A 20,212-nucleotide genomic window follows, 5' to 3' on the forward strand; every position below is an offset into this window, starting at 1 on the left:
TGTGTTCTCCTTGAAATGAACGGAGCGCCTTGGGAAAAGGCGCTCCGGGTCTTTGGGCTGGCTTACTCGAAGTTGTAGGGCACGCCGGCCTGGTTGATGACCGAGTTGTACTCGCGGAAGATGCCGACGATCTTCTCGTGAACCTCGCCTTCCTGGGCGACTTCGTCCCAGAATTCCTTGGCGGCGTTTTCCACCTCGGCCCATTCGGACGCTGGCACCGAGCGCAGTTCCAGCTTCTCGCCATTGGCGCGCAGCGCGGCCTCGCCCCCCCAGTACCACTGGTTGCGGTAGGTGTGCCCGGCCTCGACCCCGGCCATGACGACCGATTTCAGGTGATCGGGCAGTTCGGCCCAGCGTTCCTGGTTGGCGAACCACGAACCGATCCACGCACCCGAGATGTTGTTGGTCAGGAAGTAGTCGGTCACGTCGGCCCAACCCACCGTGTAATCCTCGGTGATGCCCGACCAGGCCATGCCGTCAAGCTCGCCCGTCTGCACGGCGACCTCGGCGTCCTCGTAGGGAATGTTCACCGGCACGACGCCGAATTTGGCCAGGAACCGGCCCGCCGTGGGGAAGGTGTAGAGTTTCAGCCCGTCGAGGTCGTCGACCGAGGTGATTTCCTTCTTGGTGTTGAAGTTGCAGGGGTCCTGCCCTGCCGCCGACAGCCATTGCACGCCGACCTTGCCGTATTCCTCGCGCCAGATATCGGCGAGGCCGTACTGGTTGAACAGCACCGGCACGTCGAGGATGTGCTTGGTCGCAAAGGGGAAATACCCGCCGAACATGCGCAGCGGCGTGGGCGAGGCCATCGAGTCGTCATCCGAGTGGACGCCGTCGATCGTGCCGCGCTGAAGCGCCTGGAAGAGCTCGCCGGTGGGAACGATCTGGTCAGCATAGAACAGTTCGATCTCCAGCTCGCCGTTCGAATTGGCGTTGATGTAGTCGATGGCCGGTTTGGTCACCTGCTCGCCAAGCGCGCTGCCGGCATAGGTCTGGAAGCGCCACTTGATCGCGGATTGCGCCTTGACGATCGCAGGGGTTGCAAGCGTCGCCGGTACGGCCACACCGGCCGCTCTCAGGAAATTACGTCTTGTCGTCATTGTTATACCCTCTCTGTTAGGTTCAGTTGCTCGAACGCCTTGTGACCAAGGTCTCTGTTGTTAATTTCCATAGACATACCCCGGCAGCCAAAGCGCGATTTCGGGGAAGGTCATGATTGTCGCCAGCGCCACCACCATGACCAGCACGAAGGGCAGGATCGAGGTATAGATGTCCTTCAGCGTGATCTCGGGCGGCGCCATGGCGCGCATCAGAAAGAGGTTATAGCCGAAGGGCGGCGTCATGTAGGCAATCTGCGTGGTGATCGTGTAGAGCACGCCGTACCAGATCAGGTCGAAGCCGAGCGCGCCGACCAGCGGCACGTAGAGCGGTGCCACGATCACCAGCATCGCGGTGTCGTCCAGAAACGTGCCCATCAGGATGAACGACAGCTGCATCAGGATCAGGATCATCCAGGGGCTGAGGCCCAGCTGTTCGGTGAAAAGGCTCTCGATCGCCTTGACCGCGCCCAGCCCGTCGAAGACCGAGCCGAAGGCCAATGCCGCCAGGATGATCCACATGAACATGCAGGAGATACCCAGCGTCTTGCGCACCGAGGTCTCGAACACCTGCCGCGTCATGCGGCCCTTGGCCACGGCGGCCAGGAAGGCGGCAATGGCACCTATGGCCGAGGATTCCACGAGGCTGGTCCAGCCGTTCACGAAAGGCACCATCATGGTGAAGAAGATGAAGAGCGGCAGCAGCCCCGCGCCCAGCAGGCGGATCTTTTCGCCCATGGGGATGTCGCGCTCTTCCTTCGGCAGGATCGGCCCAAGCGTCGGATTCAGGCGGCAGCGGATCACGATGTAAAGCACGAACATTGCCGCCATCATCAGCCCCGGCAGCACGCCGGCCAGCCACAACTGCCCCACGGGCTGGCGGGCGATCATGGCATACAGCACCAGCACCACGGAGGGCGGCACGAGGATGCCAAGCGATGAGCCCGCCTGTATCACCCCGGTGACCATCCGCTTGTCGTAGCCTCGTTTGAGCAGTTCCGGCAGCGCGATGGTGGCGCCAATGGCCATGCCCGCCACCGACAGCCCGTTCATGGCCGAGATCAGCACCATCAGCCCGATCGTGCCCACGGCCAAACCGCCCGACAGCCCGCCCATCCAGACGTGGAACATCCGGTAGAGGTCATCGGCAATGCGGCTTTCGGACAGGATATACCCCATGAAGATGAACATCGGCAGCGTCAGCAGCGGATACCATTTCATCACCTTGATCGCAGCGGCAAAGCCAAGGTCGTACCCGCCTCTGTCCCCCCACAGGAAGAAGGCCGCGATGACGGCGACGAACCCGATGGCGCCGAAGACCCGCTGGCCGGTCAGCAGCATCAGCATCATGGATGCGAACATCAGCGCGGCGATGGCTTCATAGGGCATCAGGTGCGGGTCCCCTCGGGCCGGGCGTCAGAGCTGTCTTCGTCCTTGGGGCCCATGTCATGCCCCTTCAGCCGCAGGATATCCTTGAAGAATTCGCTGACGGCCTGAAGCAGCATCAGGAAGATGCCAACGACCATGATCAGCTTGATCGGCCACAGGTAAGGCCGCCAGACGCTGTTGCTGCGCTCGCCGCCATACTGGAAGGAATACATCAGGCTGTCCCAGCCGCCCCACAGCAGGAAGGCCAGGTAGACGATCAGGAAGAGCACGGTAAAGGCGTCGACCTGCGCCTTGCGCCGGTCGCTCCACTCGCCATAGAGCAGGTCCATCCGCACGTTCGAGCCCATCTGGATCGAGTACGGACCGCCGAGAATGAAATAGGCGACCATCGCGAACTGCGCCATTTCCAGCGTCCAGAGCGAGGGGTTGATATCCAGCCCGATATCGCTGCCAAGCTTGGTGAAGGACGACCACAGCAGGATCGCCATCATCGCGAATATCCCGTACATCACGATCCGCCCGATCCAGCGGTTCATGCGGTCGACGACCGCGACATATGTCAGCATGATCCCGGTCATGCGGTCGCGGCCTTTCGGGCCAGCGCGATGGTCAGCAGATTCGCCAAATAGGTCGCGATCCGGTCCACGTCCGAAGTCTCGCCCAGCAGATCGTTGCGCACCTCGAGCATGACGTTCCTCAGCCCGCGCGCGGTGGCATGGCGCGCAAGCGTGTGAGTGACCCCGTCACGGGCCGAGTAAGGCTCGTTCAGATGGGTGACCAGCGTGTCGTCAGCGGCCGTCAGCATCGCCGTCGCAAGCCCCGCGTCGGCATCATGCAGCAAGCCCAGCTGCGTCCTGCGGGGCGTGCCATGCCATACCGGTGCAAAGCTGTGTATCGTGACGAGCGCGGGCGGCGTCTCAAATCCATCAAGTACGTCGGATAGCGTCTCATGAAACGGATCATAGACCTGTGCCGTGCGCGCGGCTTTCTCGGCGTCGCTGAGGTCGCGATTTCCTGGCACCTCGATCTCGCCGCTCTGGTACGGCATCGCATCCGGTGCCTCTGGCGGGCGGTTCAGGTCGTAGACCAGACGCGAGACCGTCGCGAGAACCAGCGGCGCGTCCAGCCGCAGGGAAAACGCCCGCGACAGCGCCTCGCCTCCTATGTCCCACACCGCGTGCGAAAACCGATCTTCGGGCGCCAGTCCAAGCGTACCAATCGCGGGCGGAATGACGGCGCTGGCATGTTCGCACACAAGACACAGTGGCGCCTGCCCGCCGGGGTTGACCACCTCGGCGACGGGCCCGTCACCGGCGTCCAGAATCTGGTATGGTGTCGATCCATTCACACCGGCCATTAGTGTCAGCGGCCGGAAAACTGTCAAGAAATTTCCGTAGACGAAATTACGCTACTGGGATAGCTTGTAACAATTGCTTCAGACTTCTGGCAGCTGCTTTGAAAGAGGGCACTGGTGGCACGGACAGTCATCGTCAAGGACACGCTCAAGGACAAGGCCGGCGCGCTGACCCCGGCGGAGCGGCTGTTGTCCGACACGCTGCTGCGCGACTATCCCATGGCCGGGCTGCAATCCATCACCAAGCTGGCCGAGGCGTCGGGCGTATCGACCCCAACCGTGATCCGTCTGGCGCGGAAACTGGGCTTTGACGGCTTTCCCGAGATGCAGGCCGCCCTGCGTGAAGAAGCCTCCGCCCAGATCAAGAAACCGATTCTCAAGCGCGAGGGCTGGCCGCAGGGGCGCAAGGATTCGCCCGCGTTCCGAAATTTCGCCGAAGCGGTGTTCGACAATCTGAACCAGACGATCGAGCGGCTTGACCCCGCCACCTTCGACGCGCTGGCCACGGTGCTTGCCGATACGCGCCGCAGCATCTTTCTGCTGGGCGGGCGTATCACGCGGTCGAACGCGGATTATTTCTTCAACCACCTTCAGATCGTCCGCCCCGGCGTGACGCTGTTGTCGCAATCCCCCAACGTCTGGCCGCAATACCTTATCGATATGGGGCCGCGTTCGGTTCTCGTGATCTTCGACATTCGCCGTTACGAGGCGGACCTCGCGCGGCTTGCGAGCCTGGCCAGAGACCGCGGCGTGGTCATCGTGCTTTTCACCGACCAGTGGGGCTCGCCGATCTCGCAGACGGCCGACCACGTCATCAACTCGTTGGTCGAGGTGCCCTCCAGCTGGGATTCGACCCTTGCGATCAACCTGATCGTCGAAGCGCTTATCGCCGCGATCCAGACACGGCGCCTGGAAAAGGCGCGCGACCGGATAGAAGAACTGGAGGACATGTTCCGCTCCACGCGGATATTCCGAAAGTAGGTATCTGAAGACCGGCACATCGACCGCGGCCCAAACTGCTCAAAATTTGAACGCAAGAAGCGGCGCATCCCTACAAAAAGAAACGGGCCGCCGGAAAAGCGGATGGATCTATTGAGTGCCGCGATGCAGCATTGCACTAAGGGGCCATGCAGAACCGGCTGACAGTTGTCGTGGTGGAAGAGGATCGGGACCGGGCCACCGGGATCGTCGATGCGCTTGCGCAGACCGGCGATTGCGACGTCTACGTGATCGGCAACTATTCCAGCCTGGCCCGCAAGATCGCAGAGCATTCCCCCGATATCGTGCTGATCGACATCGACAACCCGACCCGTGACACGATGGAGGAACTGACCCTGGCCTCGGGCCCGCTGGACCGGCCCGTCGCCATGTTCGTCTCGGGCGCGGCAGGCGGGTTGGCCCGCGACGCGATCGAGGCCGGGGTGTCGGCCTATGTGGTCGACGGCTTGGCGCCCGAACGGGTCAAGCCGGTGATGGACACCGCCATCGCCCGGTTCAGCATGGTCCGCCAGATGCGCAACGAACTGGCCGAAACCCGGCGTGCGTTGGAAGAGCGCAAGGTGATCGACCGCGCCAAGGGCCTGTTGATGAAGGCCAAGGGGATCGACGAGGACGCGGCCTATGCCCTGCTGCGCAAGACGGCCATGGACCAGGGGCGCAAGGTGGCCGACGTGGCCGAGGCGCTGGTCACGGCGGCGGGACTTCTGGGATGAGGCGCGTCACCATTCCCGTTGCCTACATGCCGCTGGTGGACGCGGCGCCGCTGATCGTGGCCCACGAACTGGGCTTTGCCGAGGCCGAGGCGATCGGGCTGGAGCTCGTGCCCGCGCCGTCATGGTCCTCGCTGCGCGACATGCTGGGGTTTGGCCGGGTCGATGCGGCGCACATGCTGTCGGCGGTGCCGGTCGCCATGAAAATGGGCCTTGGCGGGATGGGGGCCTCGCTCGCCGCTGTCTGCGTCCTGTCGGTCAACGGCAACGTGATCGGCATCGGGCGCCCGTTGGAGGACAGGCTGCGCGCGGCGGGCTACGGCTTTGACTTCGACGATGCGCGGGCCGCTGCCGCCGCGCTGAAACGGGCCGGCACCGGCAGGCTGGTCTTCGGCGTGCCGTTCCCGTTCTCGATGCATGTGGAGCTTTTGCGCTACTGGGCCGAACGGACCGATCTGGGCCTCGACAGTATCGAGATCCGCACCGTCCCGCCGCCTCTTATGGCCGAGGCGTTGGAAGCGGGAGACATCGACGCCTTCTGCGTGGGCGAGCCCTGGGGATCGGTCGCGGTGGACAGGGGCGTGGGCGCGCTGTTGCTGCCCGGGCGCGCGATCTGGCAGGGGGCGCCGGAAAAGGTGCTGGCCACGCGCACCGACTGGGCCGAGACCGAGCCGGACCTGCTGGGCCGTCTGATCCGCGCCGTCTGGCAGGCGAGCCGCTGGCTGGCCAAGCCTGACAGCCGCATCACCGCCGCCCAGATCCTGTCGCGCGAGGAGTATCTCGACCTGCCGCTGGAACTGATCGACAGGGCCCTCTCCGGCCGGATGATCCTGTCGCGCAAGGGCGAGCAGCGCGACTGCGACGGTTTCCTGCGCTTTCAGGGATCCGCCGCGACGTTCCCATGGCGCAGCCAGTCGAAATGGCTGGCCCATCGCCTTGACACCGCGCATGGAACGGGGGCGGACAAGGACACGGCGGCGGCTGTCTTTCGCTCCGATCTTTATCGTCAGCACATGGCACAGACCGATGCGGACCTGCCCGGCGCCTCGGCCAAGGTAGAGGGGGCGATTCTGCATCCGACGGCGGTAGCGTCCTCTCGCGGGCAGTTGAATCTGCTCCCGGACCGTTTTTTTGATGGCGCGGTTTTCGACCCGGACGATCCCGGGTGATCACTTTTTAATCACCCGGCCGCGTGTTGCGTCCTTTTCAGCCGGATTGCCGGGATTTTTCTGGCTTGCAGCTCTCGGACGCGCCAAAAGGGGTCGTCGATCCGCAACGGGGTGGATCGGACAGAATTCTTCCCAATGACAGGGACAGTCTGAGCAAGGTCGCTCGCTTTCCGCCGACGCATGTCGGGGGATGGTGAACGGCCTTTTTTGCGTTTCCAGCCCGGCCACTCCTCGAGCCAGCCCGGGCGCATCGACAGGACGAATGATGAAAAAGCTTCTCTGCGGCCTCGCCGCCACGACCGCACTTGCCAGCCCGGCCATGGCCGAACTTCTGGACCTGGAAAAGGACGAACTGACCTTCGGCTTCATCAAGCTGACGGACATGGCCCCGCTGGCCGTGGCCTATGAGCAGGGATATTTCCTCGACGAAGGGCTCTTCGTCACGCTCGAGGCGCAGGCGAACTGGAAGGTGCTGCTGGACGGCGTGATCGACGGGCAGCTTGACGGGGCGCACATGCTGGCCGGTCAGCCGCTGGCGGCCACGATCGGCTTCGGCACCGAGGCGCATATCATCACGCCCTTCTCGATGGACCTGAACGGCAACGCGATCACGGTCTCGAACGAGGTCTGGGACCAGATGCTGCCGCATATTCCCAAGATGGAGGACGGCCGTCCGCAGCATCCGATCTCGGCCGAGGCGCTGGCGCCGGTGGTCGAGGAGTACAAGGCGCAGGGCAAGCCCTTCAACATGGGTATGGTCTTTCCGGTCTCGACCCACAATTACGAGCTGCGCTACTGGCTGGCCGCCGGTGGGCTGCATCCGGGCTATTACAGCCAGGAGAATATTTCGGGCCAGATCGGCGCGGATGTGCTGCTCTCGGTCACGCCGCCGCCGCAGATGCCCGCCACGCTGGAGGCCGGTACGATCTATGGCTACTGCGTGGGCGAGCCCTGGAACCAGCAGGCGGTGTTCAAGGGGATCGGCGTGCCGGTGATCACCGACTACCAGCTGTGGAAGAACAACCCCGAGAAGGTGTTCGGCATCACCGCCGAATTCGCCGAGGAATACCCCAACACGACGCTGGCCGTCACCAAGGCGCTGATCCGCGCCGCCATGTGGCTGGACGAGAACGACAACGCCAACCGCGAGGAAGCGGTCGAGATCCTCAGCCGCCCGGAATACGTGGGCGCGGATGCCGAGGTGATCGCCAACTCGATGACCGGTTTTTTCGAGTTCGACAAGGGCGACAAGCGCGACATCCCCGATTTCAACGTCTTCTTCCGCTACAACGCGACATATCCGTTCTATTCGGATGCCATCTGGTACCTGACCCAGATGCGCCGCTGGGGCCAGATCGCCGAGCCCAAGTCAGACAGCTGGTACGATGAGGTCGCCCGCTCGGTCTACAAGCCCGAGATCTACCTCGAGGCGGCGCGGCTTCTTGTCGACGAGGGGCTGGCCGACGAGGCGGATTTTCCCTGGGATAGCGACGGCTACAAGGCTCCGACCCCGGCCGAGGACATCATCGACGGCATCGCCTACGACGGCAAGTCGCCCAACGCCTATCTCGACAGCCTGCCCATCGGCCTGAAGGGCGAGCAGATCGTCGTCGGCACCGAGGTCGAAGGCTGACGTCAGGCCGGGCCGCTCGTCCAACGCGCCGGGCGGCCCCGCAAGACATGTCCGGCCCATTAGCCATTCTCGCAGCAAGGACCCCCTTCATGACCACCGTCGATCCGAATTTCACCGAGAGCGCAGACCGCGAAGCGCGCCGGGCGCGGCTCTTCACCCGCATCAACACCGCGGACAAATGGTTTCAGGTCCTTGGCCTGAGCTGGGCCACGCCGATCCTCAGGGCCGCGGCAGGCGACAACCCCAGGGCGCAGGCCAAGGATATCTGGCGGCTTCTTGCCGTGCCGCTGCTGGCCATCGCTGCGTTCCTGTTCCTTTGGGCCGCGCTTGCGCCGAAAGTCGAGACCTCGCTCGGCGCCGTGCCCGGCCCGGCTCAGGTTTGGGACGAGACGGTTAACCTGCATGAGGATGCGGTCGCCAAGGCCGAGAAGCGGGCCGAGTTCCAGGCCAAGGTCGACCAACTCAACGAGCGTCTGATCGCCAGCGGGCGGGACCCCAAGGAACGCGCCTATACCGGGGCGCCCAGTTATTATCAGCAGATATGGACCTCAATCCAGACCGTGTTTTTCGGCTTTCTGCTGGCCACCCTGGTGGCGGTGCCGCTTGGCATCCTTGCGGGGCTGTCACCGACCGCCAACGCGGGCCTCAACCCGTTGATCCAGATTTTCAAGCCGGTCTCGCCACTGGCGTGGCTGCCGATCGTCACGATGATCGTTTCCGCGCTGGCCGCGACCGACGAGGGTCTCTTTCCCAAGAGCTTCATCATTTCCGCGGTCACCGTGACGCTGTGTTCGCTCTGGCCCACGCTGATCAATACGGCGCTTGGCGTGGCCTCAATCGACAAGGATCTGGTGAACGTCTCGAAGGTGCTGAAGATGAACACCTGGACCAAGATCACGAAGCTGGTGCTTCCCTCGGCCCTGCCGCTGATCTTCACCGGTCTGCGCCTGTCGCTGGGCGTGGGGTGGATGGTCCTGATCGCCGCCGAGATGCTGGCGCAGAATCCCGGTCTGGGCAAATTCGTCTGGGACGAATTCCAGAACGGGTCTTCGTCGAGCCTCGCCCGGATCATGGTCGCTGTTCTGACCATCGGGATCATCGGCTTCCTGCTGGATCGAGTGATGTACGCACTTCAATCCCTCTTCACCTTCACGAACAACCGGTGACCCGCGCTCGAGCAGCGAAGCGGTAGCGCAAAAGGAAAATGTCATGAGCATTCTCAAACTCGACCACGTCAGCCAGAGCTTTGGCACCGGTCTGCACGCCACTCACGTGCTGAAGAACATCGACTTGGAGGTGCAGGAAGGCGAATTCCTCGTGCTGTTGGGCTTTTCCGGCACGGGCAAGACCACGCTGATCAACCTGATGGCGGGGCTGGAACACCCGACGAAGGGCAGCGTCAGCTTCAAGGGCGCGCCCGTCACCGGGCCGGGGCCGGAACGCGGCGTGATCTTCCAGAGCTATTCGCTGATGCCGTGGCTGACGGTGAACGGCAATGTGGGCCTTGCGGTGGACACCGTGTTTCCCGGTTTGTCCCGCGCGGAGAAGGCGGAGAAGGTGGCGCATTACGTCGAGATGGTCGGCCTCGGCCATGCCGCGACGCGCCGCCCGGCGGAACTGTCGGGCGGGATGCGCCAGCGGGTCAACGTGGCTCGCGCGCTGGCGATGAACCCCGAGATGCTGCTTCTGGACGAGCCGCTGTCGGCGCTGGACGCGCTGACCCGCGCCAATCTTGCCGACGAGATCGAGCGGATCTGGCAAGCGGACCAAAAGACCTGCGTGCTGATCACCAACGACGTGGACGAGGCGATCATCCTTGCCGACCGGATCATCGCGCTGAACCCGGACGGTACGCTGGGCGAGGAGTTCACGGTGAGCATCCCCCGCCCGCGCGACCGGATGGAGATGAACACGGACGACACGTTCAAGCGCCTGCGCGCCGATGTCACCAAGTACCTGATGGACGTGGGCATCGAGGCCAAGATCGAAGGCACACGCAACCTGCCTGACGTGACGCCGATCCACGGCCTGCCCGCCGCCATCAAGGACGCGCAGAAAGGGCTGATCGACGAGCGCTTCCTCGACTTCAGCCAGCTTCACAAGGTCTACCCCACGCCCAAGGGGCCGCTGACCGTGGTCGAGGATTTCGACCTGAAGATCGACCGGGGTGAGTTCATCTCTCTGATCGGGCATTCGGGCTGTGGCAAGTCGACGGTTCTGACCATGGCGGCGGGTCTCAACGCCATCTCGAAAGGCGCTATCAAGCTTGACGGCCGCCACGTCGAGGGCGCCGATCCCGAGCGCGCGGTCGTGTTCCAGTCGCCCAACCTCTTTCCCTGGCTGACCGCGCGCGAGAATTGCGCCATCGGGGTGGACAAGGTCTATCCGCGCGCCAGCCAGTCGGAACGTCAGGACGTGGTTGAATACTACCTCGAACGCGTCGGGCTGGCCGACGCGATGGACAAGCCCGCCTGCGACATGTCGAACGGGATGCAGCAGCGGGTCGGTATCGCCCGCGCCTTTGCGCTGTCGCCGAAGCTGCTGTTGCTGGATGAGCCCTTCGGGATGCTCGACAGCCTGACACGCTGGGAATTGCAGGAAGTGCTGATGGAGGTGTGGTCGCGCACCAAGGTCACGGCGATCTGCGTCACACATGACGTGGACGAGGCGATCCTGCTGGCTGACCGCGTGGTGATGATGACTAACGGCCCGCGGGCCACCATCGGGCGCATCACGAAGGTCGACCTGCCGCGCCCGCGCAGCCGCAAGGCGCTGCTCGAACATCCCGATTACTATCGCTATCGCCAGCAGGTCCTGGATTTCCTCGAAGAGTACGAGCACGGCGCGACACCCAAAGCCGGCGCATCGCGCAAGGCGGCGGCATGACCGCGCCCGTCACGGAGACACCCACCATGGATACCGTAGCGCAAGCTGCCACCGATACGTTCATCCAGGTCTGTGAAGTCTGGGTGCCCGAGGGCGACCGCCTTGTTCTGGCAAGCGGCGACTATAACGGCCTTTCCGCGTTCGAGGACACTTCTCGCAAGACCAGTTTCGCCAAGGGCGAGGGCCTGCCCGGCAAAGCCTGGGACGAGGCGCGGCCCATTGTGCTCAAGGGGTTCGACGGATCGTATTTCCAACGTATCGAGGCCGCGAGGGAGGCCGGGCTGACCAGCGCGGTTGCCGTGCCTGTCTTCGCCGGCGCGACGCTGAAGGCCGTACTGGTCGTTCTGTGCGGTGACGACGAGGCGCGCGTCGGCGCGATCGAGGTCTGGACCGATGACCACAGCGGGATGCTGATGCTCGATGACGGGTACTTCGGGGCTGCCGAAGAGTTCGCCTTCGTCTCGCAACACACGCATTTTCCCAAGGGCCAAGGCCTGCCGGGTGGGGTCTGGGCGGCACAGGCGCCGATCCTGATGCGCGACCTTGGGTCCGGCTACAAGTTCATCCGCGCCTCGGCCGCAGGCAAGGCCGGGCTGACCACGGGGCTTGGCCTGCCAGTGGCGACACCGGCGGAGCGACCCTATGTGCTGACGCTTCTTTCCGCGCGGGGCACGCCCATCGCGCGCCGGTTCGAGATCTGGGATGCCCGCGCCACGCGCGACGGGCGCGCGATGCTGGCCGACGGGGTCTGCGAACGCGACGGCCCGCTGTGGCGCGACGACGGTGACGGCACGCGCACCGAGGCGCCGACCGCCACCGCATGGAAAGGGGTGGTGGGCCAGGTGCTCGGCTCCGGCCTGCCCGTGGTGGCGCAAGGCCGCTCCGGCCTTCCGGCGGATTACACCAGTTTCGTCGGCCTGCCGGTCTATCGCGGCGAAACGCTCACCCACATCGTCGCCTGGTACAACTGAGAGGAGCCAAGCAATGACACGCAAGAAACTCGTGGTGATCGGCGCAGGGATGGCCTCGGGCCGTGCGCTGGAACACCTCTTCGACGCGGATCCCGACGGTTGGGACGTGACACTGTTCAACGCCGAGCCGCGCGGCAACTACAACCGCATCATGCTGTCGCCGGTCCTGTCGGGTGAGAAATCCTACGAGGAGATCGTCACGCACGATGAGACCTGGTACGCCGATCATGGCGTGACCTGCCGGTTCGGGGAAAAGGTGACCGCGATCGACCGGACCGCAAAGACCGTGACGGGCGAGAACGGCACGGTGGACTATGACAAGCTGTTGATCGCCACCGGGTCGAACCCGTTCATGATCCCGCTGCCGGGGCATGACCGTGACGGGGTGATCGCCTATCGCGACCTCGACGACACCAATCGGATGATCGACGCCGCCGCCGCCGGGCCGGGGGCGCGGGCCGTGGTCATCGGGGGCGGCCTTCTGGGGCTGGAAGCCGCCGCCGGCCTGCGCCTGCGGGGGATGGAGGTGACCGTGGTGCACCTGATGGGGCACCTGATGGAACGCCAGCTGGACGAGGCCGCGGGATACCTGTTGCGCAAGGATCTCGAAAGCCGCGGCATCGACGTGCGCGTCTCGGCCAGCTCGAAGGAGATCCTGGGCCAGGACGGCCAGGTCCGGGCGCTGGTGCTGGAGGACGGCACCGAGCTGCCCTGCGACTTGCTGGTGATGGCCGTGGGCATCCGCCCCAACACCGCCCTGGCCGCCGAGGCGGGGCTGGCCGTGGGGCGCGGCATTCATGTGGACGACCAGATGATCACGTCGGATGAGAACATTCTGGCCGTTGGTGAATGCATCGAGCATGACGGCGCTGTCTTCGGCCTCGTCGCGCCGCTCTACAACCAGGCCAAGGTGGTCGCCGCGACGCTGACCGGGGACGAGGCCGCCTTCAGGCCCAGGGAGCTGTCAACCAAGCTCAAGGTCACCGGCTGCGACCTGTTCAGCGCGGGCGATTTCGCCGACGGAGAGGGCCGCGAGGATATCGTCTATCGCGACCCGGCGCGCGGGGTCTACAAGCGGCTGGTGATAGAGGATGACCGGCTGATCGGCGCGGTCATGTATGGAAACACCGCCGACAGCAACTGGTTCTTCGGCCTCGTCCAGTCGGGCGAGGACATCTCGGAGATGCGCGAGACGCTTATATTCGGTCCCGCCTACCAGGGAGGGCCCAACGCGGACCCTCTCTCAGCCGTTGCAGCATTGCCGCGTGACGCGGAAATCTGTGGCTGCAACGGCATTTGCAAGGGCACCATCACTGACGCCATCGCGGGCGGCGCGACCGATCTGGGTGCGGTCCGCGCACAGACCAAGGCCAGCGCCTCCTGCGGCACCTGCACCGGGCTGGTCGAACAGGTGTTGCAGGTCACGCTGGGCGACGACTTCCAACTGCCCGCGGCGCAGCCCATCTGCGGCTGCTGTGATCTGACGCACGAGGATGTGCGCCGCCTGATCAAGGGCCGGGAACTCAAGAGCCAGGAAGCCGTCTGGCAGGAGCTGGGCTGGAAGACCCGCAACGGCTGTCACGTCTGCCGTCCGGCGGTCAATTTCTACCTGTTGGCCGACTGGCCGCTGGACTACCGCGACGACCCGCAAAGCCGTTTCGTCAACGAGCGCAAGCACGCCAATATCCAGAAGGATGGCACGTTCAGCGTCGTGCCGCGCATGTGGGGCGGGATCACCAACCCGCGCGAGTTGCGCGCCATCGCCGACGCGGCCGACAAGTATGACGTGCCCACGGTCAAGGTCACGGGCGGCCAGCGGATCGACCTTATGGGCGTGAAGGGCGAGGACCTGCCCTTCATATGGGATGATCTGAACAAGGCGGGCCTCGTCTCGGGGCATGCCTATTCCAAGGGGCTGCGCACGGTGAAGACCTGTGTCGGCACCGATCACTGCCGGTTCGGCACGCAGGACAGCACCGGCCTTGGCATCAAGCTGGAACAGATCCTGTGGGGGTCCTGGACCCCGCACAAGGTGAAGCTGGCGGTCTCCGGCTGCCCGCGCAACTGCGCCGAGGCGACCTGCAAGGACGTGGGCATCGTCTGTGTCGATAGTGGCTACCAGATCGGTGTGGGCGGCGCGGCGGGCATGGATGTGAAGGAAACCGAACGCCTTGTCGACGTTGCGACCGAGGACGAAGCGATCGAATGGACCACCGCTTTCATCCAGCTTTACCGGGAAAACGCCAAGTACCTCGACCGTCCCTACAAGTGGCTCGCCAAGGTCGGGCTGGACTGGGTCAAGGAAACGCTGGCCAGCGCAGACGAACGTGCCCGCCTGGTCGCGGCCTTCGAGCTGAGCCAGTCGATCTACCGCAAGGACCCCTGGGCCGAACATGCGAAACAGGCCGAGCGGTACCAGTCACTGACGGACCTGACACTGGAGGCCGCGGAATGACGCGGCGTCTTTCGCTCCCGGTTGCCCGCCCCGGCCCCCGAGCCGGGGCCTCCCGCATAGGCCGGGACGCCGAGGTCTCGGGTCGGGCCCGGGACGCGGACCACGCAATTGCCACCCGAAAGGACGCAACATGAGCTGGATCGACATCTGTGCACTTGACGACATTCCCCTGCGCGGCGCGCGCAAGCTGAAGACGGCACAGGGCTGCATCGCGGTGTTCCGCACCGCCGAGAATGAGGTGTTCGCCACCTCGAACACCTGCCCGCACAAGGGCGGGCCGTTGGCGGACGGCATCGTGCATGGCCAGTCGGTGACCTGTCCGCTGCATAACTGGGTGTTCGACCTCGAAACCGGCCACGCCCGGGGCGAGGCCGCCACGATCGCCACCTACCCGCTGAGGGTCGAGGAGGGGCGCGTGTGGATCGATGCCTCGGGCCTGAGCGAGCGGACCGCCGCGTGATGGACGGCGCGGATCAGCCCTGGACCCGTTCGACCTGCCCTTACTGCGGGGTCGGCTGCGGGGTGCTGCTGCGGCCCGACGGCGCAGGCGGGCTGGAGGTGCAGGGCGACAGCGCGCATCCGGCCAATCTTGGGCGACTGTGTTCGAAAGGCACGGCTCTGGCCGAGACCGTGGGGCTTGACCATCGTCTGCTGCGCCCGCGCGTGAATGGGCAGGACGCAGGCTGGGACGACGCGCTGCAACTGGTCGCGGATCGGTTCAGCGAGACCATCGCGCGTCATGGGCCGGACAGCGTGGCCTTTTACGTCTCGGGACAGTTGCTGACCGAAGATTACTATGTTGCCAACAAGCTGATGAAGGGCTTCATCGGCTCGGCCAATATCGACACGAACTCCCGGCTTTGCATGGCGTCCTCGGTGGCCGGGCACAAGCGCGCCTTCGGCACCGATACCGTGCCCGGCACCTACGAGGATATCGACGAGGCCGACCTTGTCGTGCTGGTCGGCTCGAACCTGGCGTGGTGCCACCCCGTTCTCTATCAGCGCCTGCTGGCCGCTCGCGAAGCCCGGGGCACGAAGATCGTCGTCATCGACCCGCGCCGCACGGCCAGTTGCGACGGTGCGGACATGCACCTGGCGCTTCGGCCCGGCTCGGACGTGGCGCTGTTCAACCAGCTATTCACGGCGCTCTGCGAGGGCGGCGCGCTCGACACCGCGTTTCTGGACCGGACCGAAGGTTTCGAGCCGACGCTGGCGGCCGCGCGAGCATCGGATCTGTCGGTCACCGGGCTGGATGCGCAGCAGGTCGCGGCGTTCTGCGACCTTTGGATGCGGACCGAGCGCGTTGTCACCATCTATTCGCAGGGGGTGAACCAGTCGACCTCGGGGACTGACAAGGTCAATGCCATCCTCAACTGTCACCTGGCCACAGGCCGGATTGGCACGCCCGGATGCGGGCCGTTTTCCGTTACCGGTCAACCCAACGCGATGGGCGGGCGCGAGGTCGGCGGGCTGGCCAACATGCTGGCCTGTCACCTGGATATCGGGAACCCCGACCACCGCAGCGCCGTGCGCACCTTCTGGGACGCGCCCCGGATGCCCGAGGCGCCGGGGCTGAAGGCGGTCGACCTTTTCCGCGACGTGGCGAAGGGGCGTATCAAGGCGCTGTGGATCATCCACACCAACCCCGCCGTATCCATGCCCGAGGCCGATGCCGTGCAGGCCGCCATCGCCGGCTGCGACTTTACCGTTGTCAGCGACATCACCGACCGCACGGACACCGCGCGGCTGGCCCACGTCCTGCTGCCCGCCGCCGCATGGGCCGAGAAGGACGGCACGGTCACCAACTCGGACCGCACCATAAGCCGCCAGCGCCGTGTCCTGCCAGCGCCGGGGGCGGCGCGGCCAGACTGGCAGATCATCGCGCAGGTGGGCCAGCGGATGGGGTTCACCCGCGCGTTCGACTATGGCAGCCCGGCGGAGATTTTCCGCGAGTACGCCACCCTTTCGGGGATCGCCGGCCGGTTCGGGCGCGATTTCGACATCTCGGGGCTCGCCGACCTCGACGACCGCGCCTATGACCGGCTGAAGCCGCAGCGCTGGCCCGTGACCGCCACGCGGCGGGGAAGGCGGTTTTTCGGCGACGGGGCGTTCTATCACCCCGGTGGCAAGGCCCGCCTGCTGCCGGTGACATGGCGGCCCCCGGCGGCCCGCACAGAGCCACGGTTTCCCTTCCGGCTCAACACCGGGCGGGTGCGCGACCAGTGGCACACCATGACCCGCACCGCGCTCAGCCCGCGCCTGTCGGCGCACCTGGCCGAGCCATTCCTTGAAATTCACCCGTTCGATACCGGGCGGCTTGGGATCGACGCCGCGGACCTTGTTCGCCTGTCCAGCCCGTCGGGCAGCGCCATCCTGCGCGCGCGGATCACCGATGCGGTCGCACCGGGGCAGGTTTTCGCGCCGATGCACTGGACGGCAGAAACCGCGCCTTCGGCCCGGATCGACGCGCTGGTCGCCGCGGCCACCGATCCCGTCTCCGGCCAGCCCGAAAGCAAGGCGAGTGTCGTGGCCGTCTCGCGCTTGGATGCCGCCTGGTATGGCTTTGCCGTCTCGAACGGGCCAATGGCCCTGCGCTGTGAGTACTGGGCGCAGGCCCGCACGCAGGCCGGCTATCGCGTCGAACTGGCCGGGCTGGACCGGGTTGACGACTGGGAGGCCGAGGCGCGGAGATTGTTTGACGCGCCGAACGCCACCGCCGCGATGATCACTGACGCACGGCGCGGCATCGCGCGGGTCGTGCTGCACGAGGATGGTGTCGTGATCGGCGCGCTCTTCGTGGCTCCGAAGCCCGTCGCGGTGATGCGCGACTACATCGCCACTCTGCCGGGTACGGATGGCGCTGATGCGCTGACCGGCCGACCGCCGGCGGACGTGCCGAATCCCGGCCCGGTGCTCTGTGCCTGTTTCGGGGTCGGGGTGAACACCATCATCGACGCGGTCGAGAACAAGGGGGCGCTCAGCGTCGAGGCCATTGGCGAGATCCTCGGCGCGGGCACCAATTGCGGCTCCTGCCGGCCCGAGATTGCCGATCTGCTTCAAGGGCTTACCACAAGAGAGGCTGCGGAATGAGCCTGGCCGATCACGTGCGCACCCTGGGGCGCGGCCCTGGCCGGTCCCGCAGCCTGACACGGGAGGAGGCGCGGGCCGCCATGCGGCTGATGCTGTCCGGCAACGCGGCCCCCGAGGCGGTGGGCGCACTGTTGATGCTGCTGCGGATGAAAGGCGAAACGCCGGATGAAATCGCGGGCCTTGCCGAGGCCGCAGCCGGAGGCGCGCCGGCATTGCCGCTCGTGGACCTCGACTGGCCGAGCTACGCCGCGGGGCGCACGCGCGGGCAACCCTGGTTCCTGCTGTCGGCGCGCCTTGTGGCGGATGCGGGGCACCGCGTGCTGCTGCATGGCTGGAACGGGCCGGACAGGAAGGTGCGCGAAAGCCTGGCCGAGGCGGGCATCGGGACCGCCACCGACGCGGACGGGGCCGCCCGCCTGCTGGACCGCGACGGAATTGCCTATCTGCCGCTGGAAAGCTTTCATCCGGCGCTGTTCCGGCTTCTGAACCTGCGCGAAGTCCTGGGCCTGCGCTCTTGCGTCAATACGGTGTGCCGGATGCTGAACCCGGCCCATGCGCGGGCCAGCGTGCAGGGGTTTTTCACCCGTCCTACCGCCTGCTTCAGGCCGATGCAGCCACGCACCTGGGCTGGGAGGCGATGAGCGTGGTCAAGGGCGCGGGCGGGGAGTTCGAACGCAATCCGGCCAAGGACATCGCGGTCTTCGGCCTTCGTGCGGGGCAGCCGTGGGAAACCACCCTGCCCGCCAGCCGGCCTGAAACCCGCAGGCTCTCGGAGAGCGCCGCGCTTACGCTCACGGATCTTTGGCAGAACCGGAACGCGCCTGCCTTTGAGGCGGACGTGATCACGGGGACCGCGGCACTGGCACTCGATACGCTGGGAGCCGACGCAGTGGACTCCCGCGCCCGGATGCTCTGGCAAACCCGCGCGGGCCGGCGCGCCGCATGACAGGAGACACCCCATGAAAGCCTTTCCGATGTTCATCCGCACCACCGGCCGCCGCGTCGTGATCGTCGGCGGCGGAGAGCAGGCCGCGCAGAAGGCCCGCCTGCTGCTCAAGACCGATGCCGTGCTGGTGCTTGTGGCGGCCGCGCTCGAGGACGAGTTGCAGGCGCTGGTGCAGGACGGCCGCGCCACGCTTGTCACCAAGCTGACGCCGCAAGTGTTCACCGATGCCGCGATGGCATTCATCGGAACGGGATGTCCCGGGCTGGACGCCGCCGCCCATGCGCTGGCCAGGGCGGCGCACTGTCCGGTGAACGTCGTCGACCAGCCGGACCTTTGCGACATGACCACGCCCGCGATCGTGGATCGCGACCCGATCGTCGTGGCCATCGGCAGCGAGGGCACGGCACCCGTTCTGACCCGCGACATCAAGACCCGGCTGGAAGAGATGCTGCCGCAGACGCTTGGCGGGCTGGCGGCTCTGGCCGGACGGTTGCGCCCTGCGGTAGAGCGCCGCGTTCCGCGCGCACGGCGCCGGGCCTTCTGGGCCTGGGCCTTCAAGGGCGATCCGCGGCAGGCCTGGGTGCGCGGGCAGGAAAGCGACGCCGCGCGCACCCTCAAGGCCGCCATCGCCGCGGGCGGGCCGCCCGAGCGGGTCACCGCCGGCCAGATCAGCCTTGTCGGCGCCGGTCCCGGGGCCCGCGATCTGCTGACCCTGCGCGCGGTTGAACGGCTGCAGGAGGCGGATGTGATCTTCTACGACCGTCTTGTCGACGCGGAGGTGCTGGGACTGGCGCGCCGCGATGCGGAACGGGTTTTCGTCGGCAAGCATGTCGGCGCCCATGCCTGGCCGCAGGACCGAATCAACCACATGATCGTGGCCGCCGCCCGCAAGGGACAGCGCGTCGTGCGTCTGAAATCCGGCGACCCCGGCATATTCGGACGTGCCACCGAGGAACTTGACGCCGCGCGCCGCGCCGGGGTGGCCGTGGAACTGGTGCCCGGCGTGACCGCGGCCTCGGCCGCCGGCGCCATGCTGGGCCGGAGCCTGACGGAAAGAAACGTGGCCGACACGCTCGTCTTGACCACCGGCACGGGATGCGCAAGCGACCCTGCCCCCGACAGCACGCGCCATTCCGGTCCTGGCACGACCACGGCTTTCTACATGGGGGTACGCCATGCCCGGCGCCTGGCCTGCGACCTGATGCAGAAGGGGTTGCCGGCAAACGCGCCGGTCGATATCGCCTGCGACATCTCCAAGCCCGGCGAGCGGCACATAGCCACCACGCTTGGGACCCTGGCCGACACCCTGGATAGGAACGACGTGACCGGATGCGCCGTGATGCTGGTCACCTGGCCCAAGCCGTGTGCTGAACGGTCTCTCCAAGGTCCGGGTCTGGCCGAGGTCGAGCCGCTGGCGAAGAAAGACGCGATGTGCCTGTAAGTTTCGGGGTCGGCTGTCTGTGAGGCACCTGGGCAGGAGGCGCTGAGACAGGATAATCTGCTCCGGCACGCC

The 20,212-nt window shown here is 65.8% G+C and carries 17 protein-coding genes; 13 read left to right on the forward strand and 4 right to left on the reverse strand.

The genetic code is table 11. The features are described 5' to 3' along the window. Positions 1 to 62: 62 nt before the first annotated feature. The 4 genes from ACSQ76_RS12775 to ACSQ76_RS12790 are packed head-to-tail and all read right to left on the reverse strand — an operon-like array spanning position 63 to position 3,870. Positions 63 to 1,100, reverse strand: a complete 1,038-nt coding sequence (locus ACSQ76_RS12775; protein WP_437156878.1) for a TRAP transporter substrate-binding protein — start codon at positions 1,098 to 1,100, stop codon at positions 63 to 65. Between the two features lie 60 nt (positions 1,101 to 1,160). Then, positions 1,161 to 2,486: a TRAP transporter large permease gene (locus tag ACSQ76_RS12780; protein WP_437156879.1), complete on the reverse strand. Its 1,326-nt coding sequence runs from the start codon at positions 2,484 to 2,486 to the stop codon at positions 1,161 to 1,163. Beyond that, on the reverse strand, positions 2,486 to 3,064 hold the full coding sequence (locus tag ACSQ76_RS12785; protein WP_437156880.1) for a TRAP transporter small permease subunit: 579 nt from the start codon (positions 3,062 to 3,064) through the stop codon (positions 2,486 to 2,488). The genes ACSQ76_RS12780 and ACSQ76_RS12785 overlap by 1 nt, the downstream gene beginning before the upstream one ends. Continuing rightward, positions 3,061 to 3,870, reverse strand: a complete 810-nt coding sequence (locus ACSQ76_RS12790) for an N-formylglutamate amidohydrolase (RefSeq protein WP_437156881.1) — start codon at positions 3,868 to 3,870, stop codon at positions 3,061 to 3,063. The genes ACSQ76_RS12785 and ACSQ76_RS12790 overlap by 4 nt, the downstream gene beginning before the upstream one ends. An 87-nt stretch (positions 3,871 to 3,957) precedes the next feature. Between ACSQ76_RS12790 and ACSQ76_RS12795 the strand changes: the two genes are divergently transcribed. From ACSQ76_RS12795 to cysG, 13 genes are all read left to right on the forward strand, one after another. Next, on the forward strand, positions 3,958 to 4,821 hold the full coding sequence (locus tag ACSQ76_RS12795) for a MurR/RpiR family transcriptional regulator (RefSeq protein WP_306128933.1): 864 nt from the start codon (positions 3,958 to 3,960) through the stop codon (positions 4,819 to 4,821). A 146-nt stretch (positions 4,822 to 4,967) separates the two neighbouring features. Continuing rightward, on the forward strand, positions 4,968 to 5,552 hold the full coding sequence (locus ACSQ76_RS12800; protein WP_306128932.1) for an ANTAR domain-containing response regulator: 585 nt from the start codon (positions 4,968 to 4,970) through the stop codon (positions 5,550 to 5,552). Continuing rightward, the gene (locus ACSQ76_RS12805) at positions 5,549 to 6,718 is read left to right on the forward strand and encodes an ABC transporter substrate-binding protein (RefSeq protein WP_437156882.1); all 1,170 of its coding nucleotides are present in this window, start codon (positions 5,549 to 5,551) and stop codon (positions 6,716 to 6,718) included. Before ACSQ76_RS12800 ends, ACSQ76_RS12805 begins: the two co-directional genes overlap by 4 nt. Positions 6,719 to 6,983: 265 nt before the next feature. Beyond that, positions 6,984 to 8,351: a CmpA/NrtA family ABC transporter substrate-binding protein gene (locus tag ACSQ76_RS12810; protein ID WP_437156883.1), complete on the forward strand. Its 1,368-nt coding sequence runs from the start codon at positions 6,984 to 6,986 to the stop codon at positions 8,349 to 8,351. A gap of 89 nt (positions 8,352 to 8,440) precedes the next feature. Further along, positions 8,441 to 9,517 carry an ABC transporter permease gene (locus tag ACSQ76_RS12815; protein WP_437156884.1) on the forward strand — a complete coding sequence of 359 codons (1,077 nt, stop codon included), beginning with the start codon at positions 8,441 to 8,443 and terminating at the stop codon, positions 9,515 to 9,517. Positions 9,518 to 9,560: 43 nt separating this feature from the next. Next, complete coding sequence (locus tag ACSQ76_RS12820) at positions 9,561 to 11,237, forward strand: ABC transporter ATP-binding protein (protein ID WP_437156885.1); 1,677 nt, start codon at positions 9,561 to 9,563, stop codon at positions 11,235 to 11,237. Further along, the gene (locus ACSQ76_RS12825; RefSeq protein ID WP_437156886.1) at positions 11,234 to 12,208 is read left to right on the forward strand and encodes a GAF domain-containing protein; all 975 of its coding nucleotides are present in this window, start codon (positions 11,234 to 11,236) and stop codon (positions 12,206 to 12,208) included. The genes ACSQ76_RS12820 and ACSQ76_RS12825 overlap by 4 nt, the downstream gene beginning before the upstream one ends. 13 nt (positions 12,209 to 12,221) lie before the next feature. Then, positions 12,222 to 14,663, forward strand: a complete 2,442-nt coding sequence (nirB, locus tag ACSQ76_RS12830; RefSeq protein WP_437156887.1) for a nitrite reductase large subunit NirB — start codon at positions 12,222 to 12,224, stop codon at positions 14,661 to 14,663. A gap of 130 nt (positions 14,664 to 14,793) precedes the next feature. Continuing rightward, positions 14,794 to 15,123: a nitrite reductase small subunit NirD gene (gene nirD, locus ACSQ76_RS12835; RefSeq protein WP_437156888.1), complete on the forward strand. Its 330-nt coding sequence runs from the start codon at positions 14,794 to 14,796 to the stop codon at positions 15,121 to 15,123. Next, complete coding sequence (locus tag ACSQ76_RS12840) at positions 15,123 to 17,753, forward strand: molybdopterin-dependent oxidoreductase (protein WP_437158201.1); 2,631 nt, start codon at positions 15,123 to 15,125, stop codon at positions 17,751 to 17,753. Before nirD ends, ACSQ76_RS12840 begins: the two co-directional genes overlap by 1 nt. Continuing rightward, the gene (locus ACSQ76_RS12845; protein ID WP_437156889.1) at positions 17,750 to 18,394 is read left to right on the forward strand and encodes a hypothetical protein; all 645 of its coding nucleotides are present in this window, start codon (positions 17,750 to 17,752) and stop codon (positions 18,392 to 18,394) included. The genes ACSQ76_RS12840 and ACSQ76_RS12845 overlap by 4 nt, the downstream gene beginning before the upstream one ends. Then, positions 18,391 to 18,699 (forward strand): hypothetical protein, encoded by a 309-nt coding sequence (locus tag ACSQ76_RS12850; RefSeq protein WP_437156890.1) that lies wholly within the window; start codon positions 18,391 to 18,393, stop codon positions 18,697 to 18,699. Before ACSQ76_RS12845 ends, ACSQ76_RS12850 begins: the two co-directional genes overlap by 4 nt. A gap of 13 nt (positions 18,700 to 18,712) precedes the next feature. After that, positions 18,713 to 20,140 carry a siroheme synthase CysG gene (gene cysG / locus ACSQ76_RS12855; RefSeq protein WP_437156891.1) on the forward strand — a complete coding sequence of 476 codons (1,428 nt, stop codon included), beginning with the start codon at positions 18,713 to 18,715 and terminating at the stop codon, positions 20,138 to 20,140. The last annotated feature ends 72 nt before the right edge of the window (positions 20,141 to 20,212 follow it).

Source organism: Roseovarius sp. B08, assembly GCF_051417955.1.
In the GTDB taxonomy this organism is placed as follows: Bacteria; Pseudomonadota; Alphaproteobacteria; order Rhodobacterales; family Rhodobacteraceae; genus Roseovarius.

Coding starts and splice junctions, on each gene's coding strand:
- ACSQ76_RS12840 (WP_437158201.1), top strand. CDS start 15,123: ATGGACGGCGCGGATCAGCCCTGGACCCGTTCGACCTGCCCTTACTGC.
- ACSQ76_RS12815 (WP_437156884.1), top strand. CDS start 8,441: ATGACCACCGTCGATCCGAATTTCACCGAGAGCGCAGACCGCGAAGCG.
- nirD (WP_437156888.1), top strand. CDS start 14,794: ATGAGCTGGATCGACATCTGTGCACTTGACGACATTCCCCTGCGCGGC.
- ACSQ76_RS12780 (WP_437156879.1), bottom strand. CDS start 2,486: ATGCCCTATGAAGCCATCGCCGCGCTGATGTTCGCATCCATGATGCTG.
- ACSQ76_RS12775 (WP_437156878.1), bottom strand. CDS start 1,100: ATGACGACAAGACGTAATTTCCTGAGAGCGGCCGGTGTGGCCGTACCG.
- cysG (WP_437156891.1), top strand. CDS start 18,713: ATGAAAGCCTTTCCGATGTTCATCCGCACCACCGGCCGCCGCGTCGTG.
- nirB (WP_437156887.1), top strand. CDS start 12,222: ATGACACGCAAGAAACTCGTGGTGATCGGCGCAGGGATGGCCTCGGGC.
- ACSQ76_RS12805 (WP_437156882.1), top strand. CDS start 5,549: ATGAGGCGCGTCACCATTCCCGTTGCCTACATGCCGCTGGTGGACGCG.
- ACSQ76_RS12825 (WP_437156886.1), top strand. CDS start 11,234: ATGACCGCGCCCGTCACGGAGACACCCACCATGGATACCGTAGCGCAA.
- ACSQ76_RS12850 (WP_437156890.1), top strand. CDS start 18,391: ATGAGCGTGGTCAAGGGCGCGGGCGGGGAGTTCGAACGCAATCCGGCC.
- ACSQ76_RS12800 (WP_306128932.1), top strand. CDS start 4,968: ATGCAGAACCGGCTGACAGTTGTCGTGGTGGAAGAGGATCGGGACCGG.
- ACSQ76_RS12845 (WP_437156889.1), top strand. CDS start 17,750: ATGAGCCTGGCCGATCACGTGCGCACCCTGGGGCGCGGCCCTGGCCGG.
- ACSQ76_RS12785 (WP_437156880.1), bottom strand. CDS start 3,064: ATGACCGGGATCATGCTGACATATGTCGCGGTCGTCGACCGCATGAAC.
- ACSQ76_RS12820 (WP_437156885.1), top strand. CDS start 9,561: ATGAGCATTCTCAAACTCGACCACGTCAGCCAGAGCTTTGGCACCGGT.
- ACSQ76_RS12810 (WP_437156883.1), top strand. CDS start 6,984: ATGAAAAAGCTTCTCTGCGGCCTCGCCGCCACGACCGCACTTGCCAGC.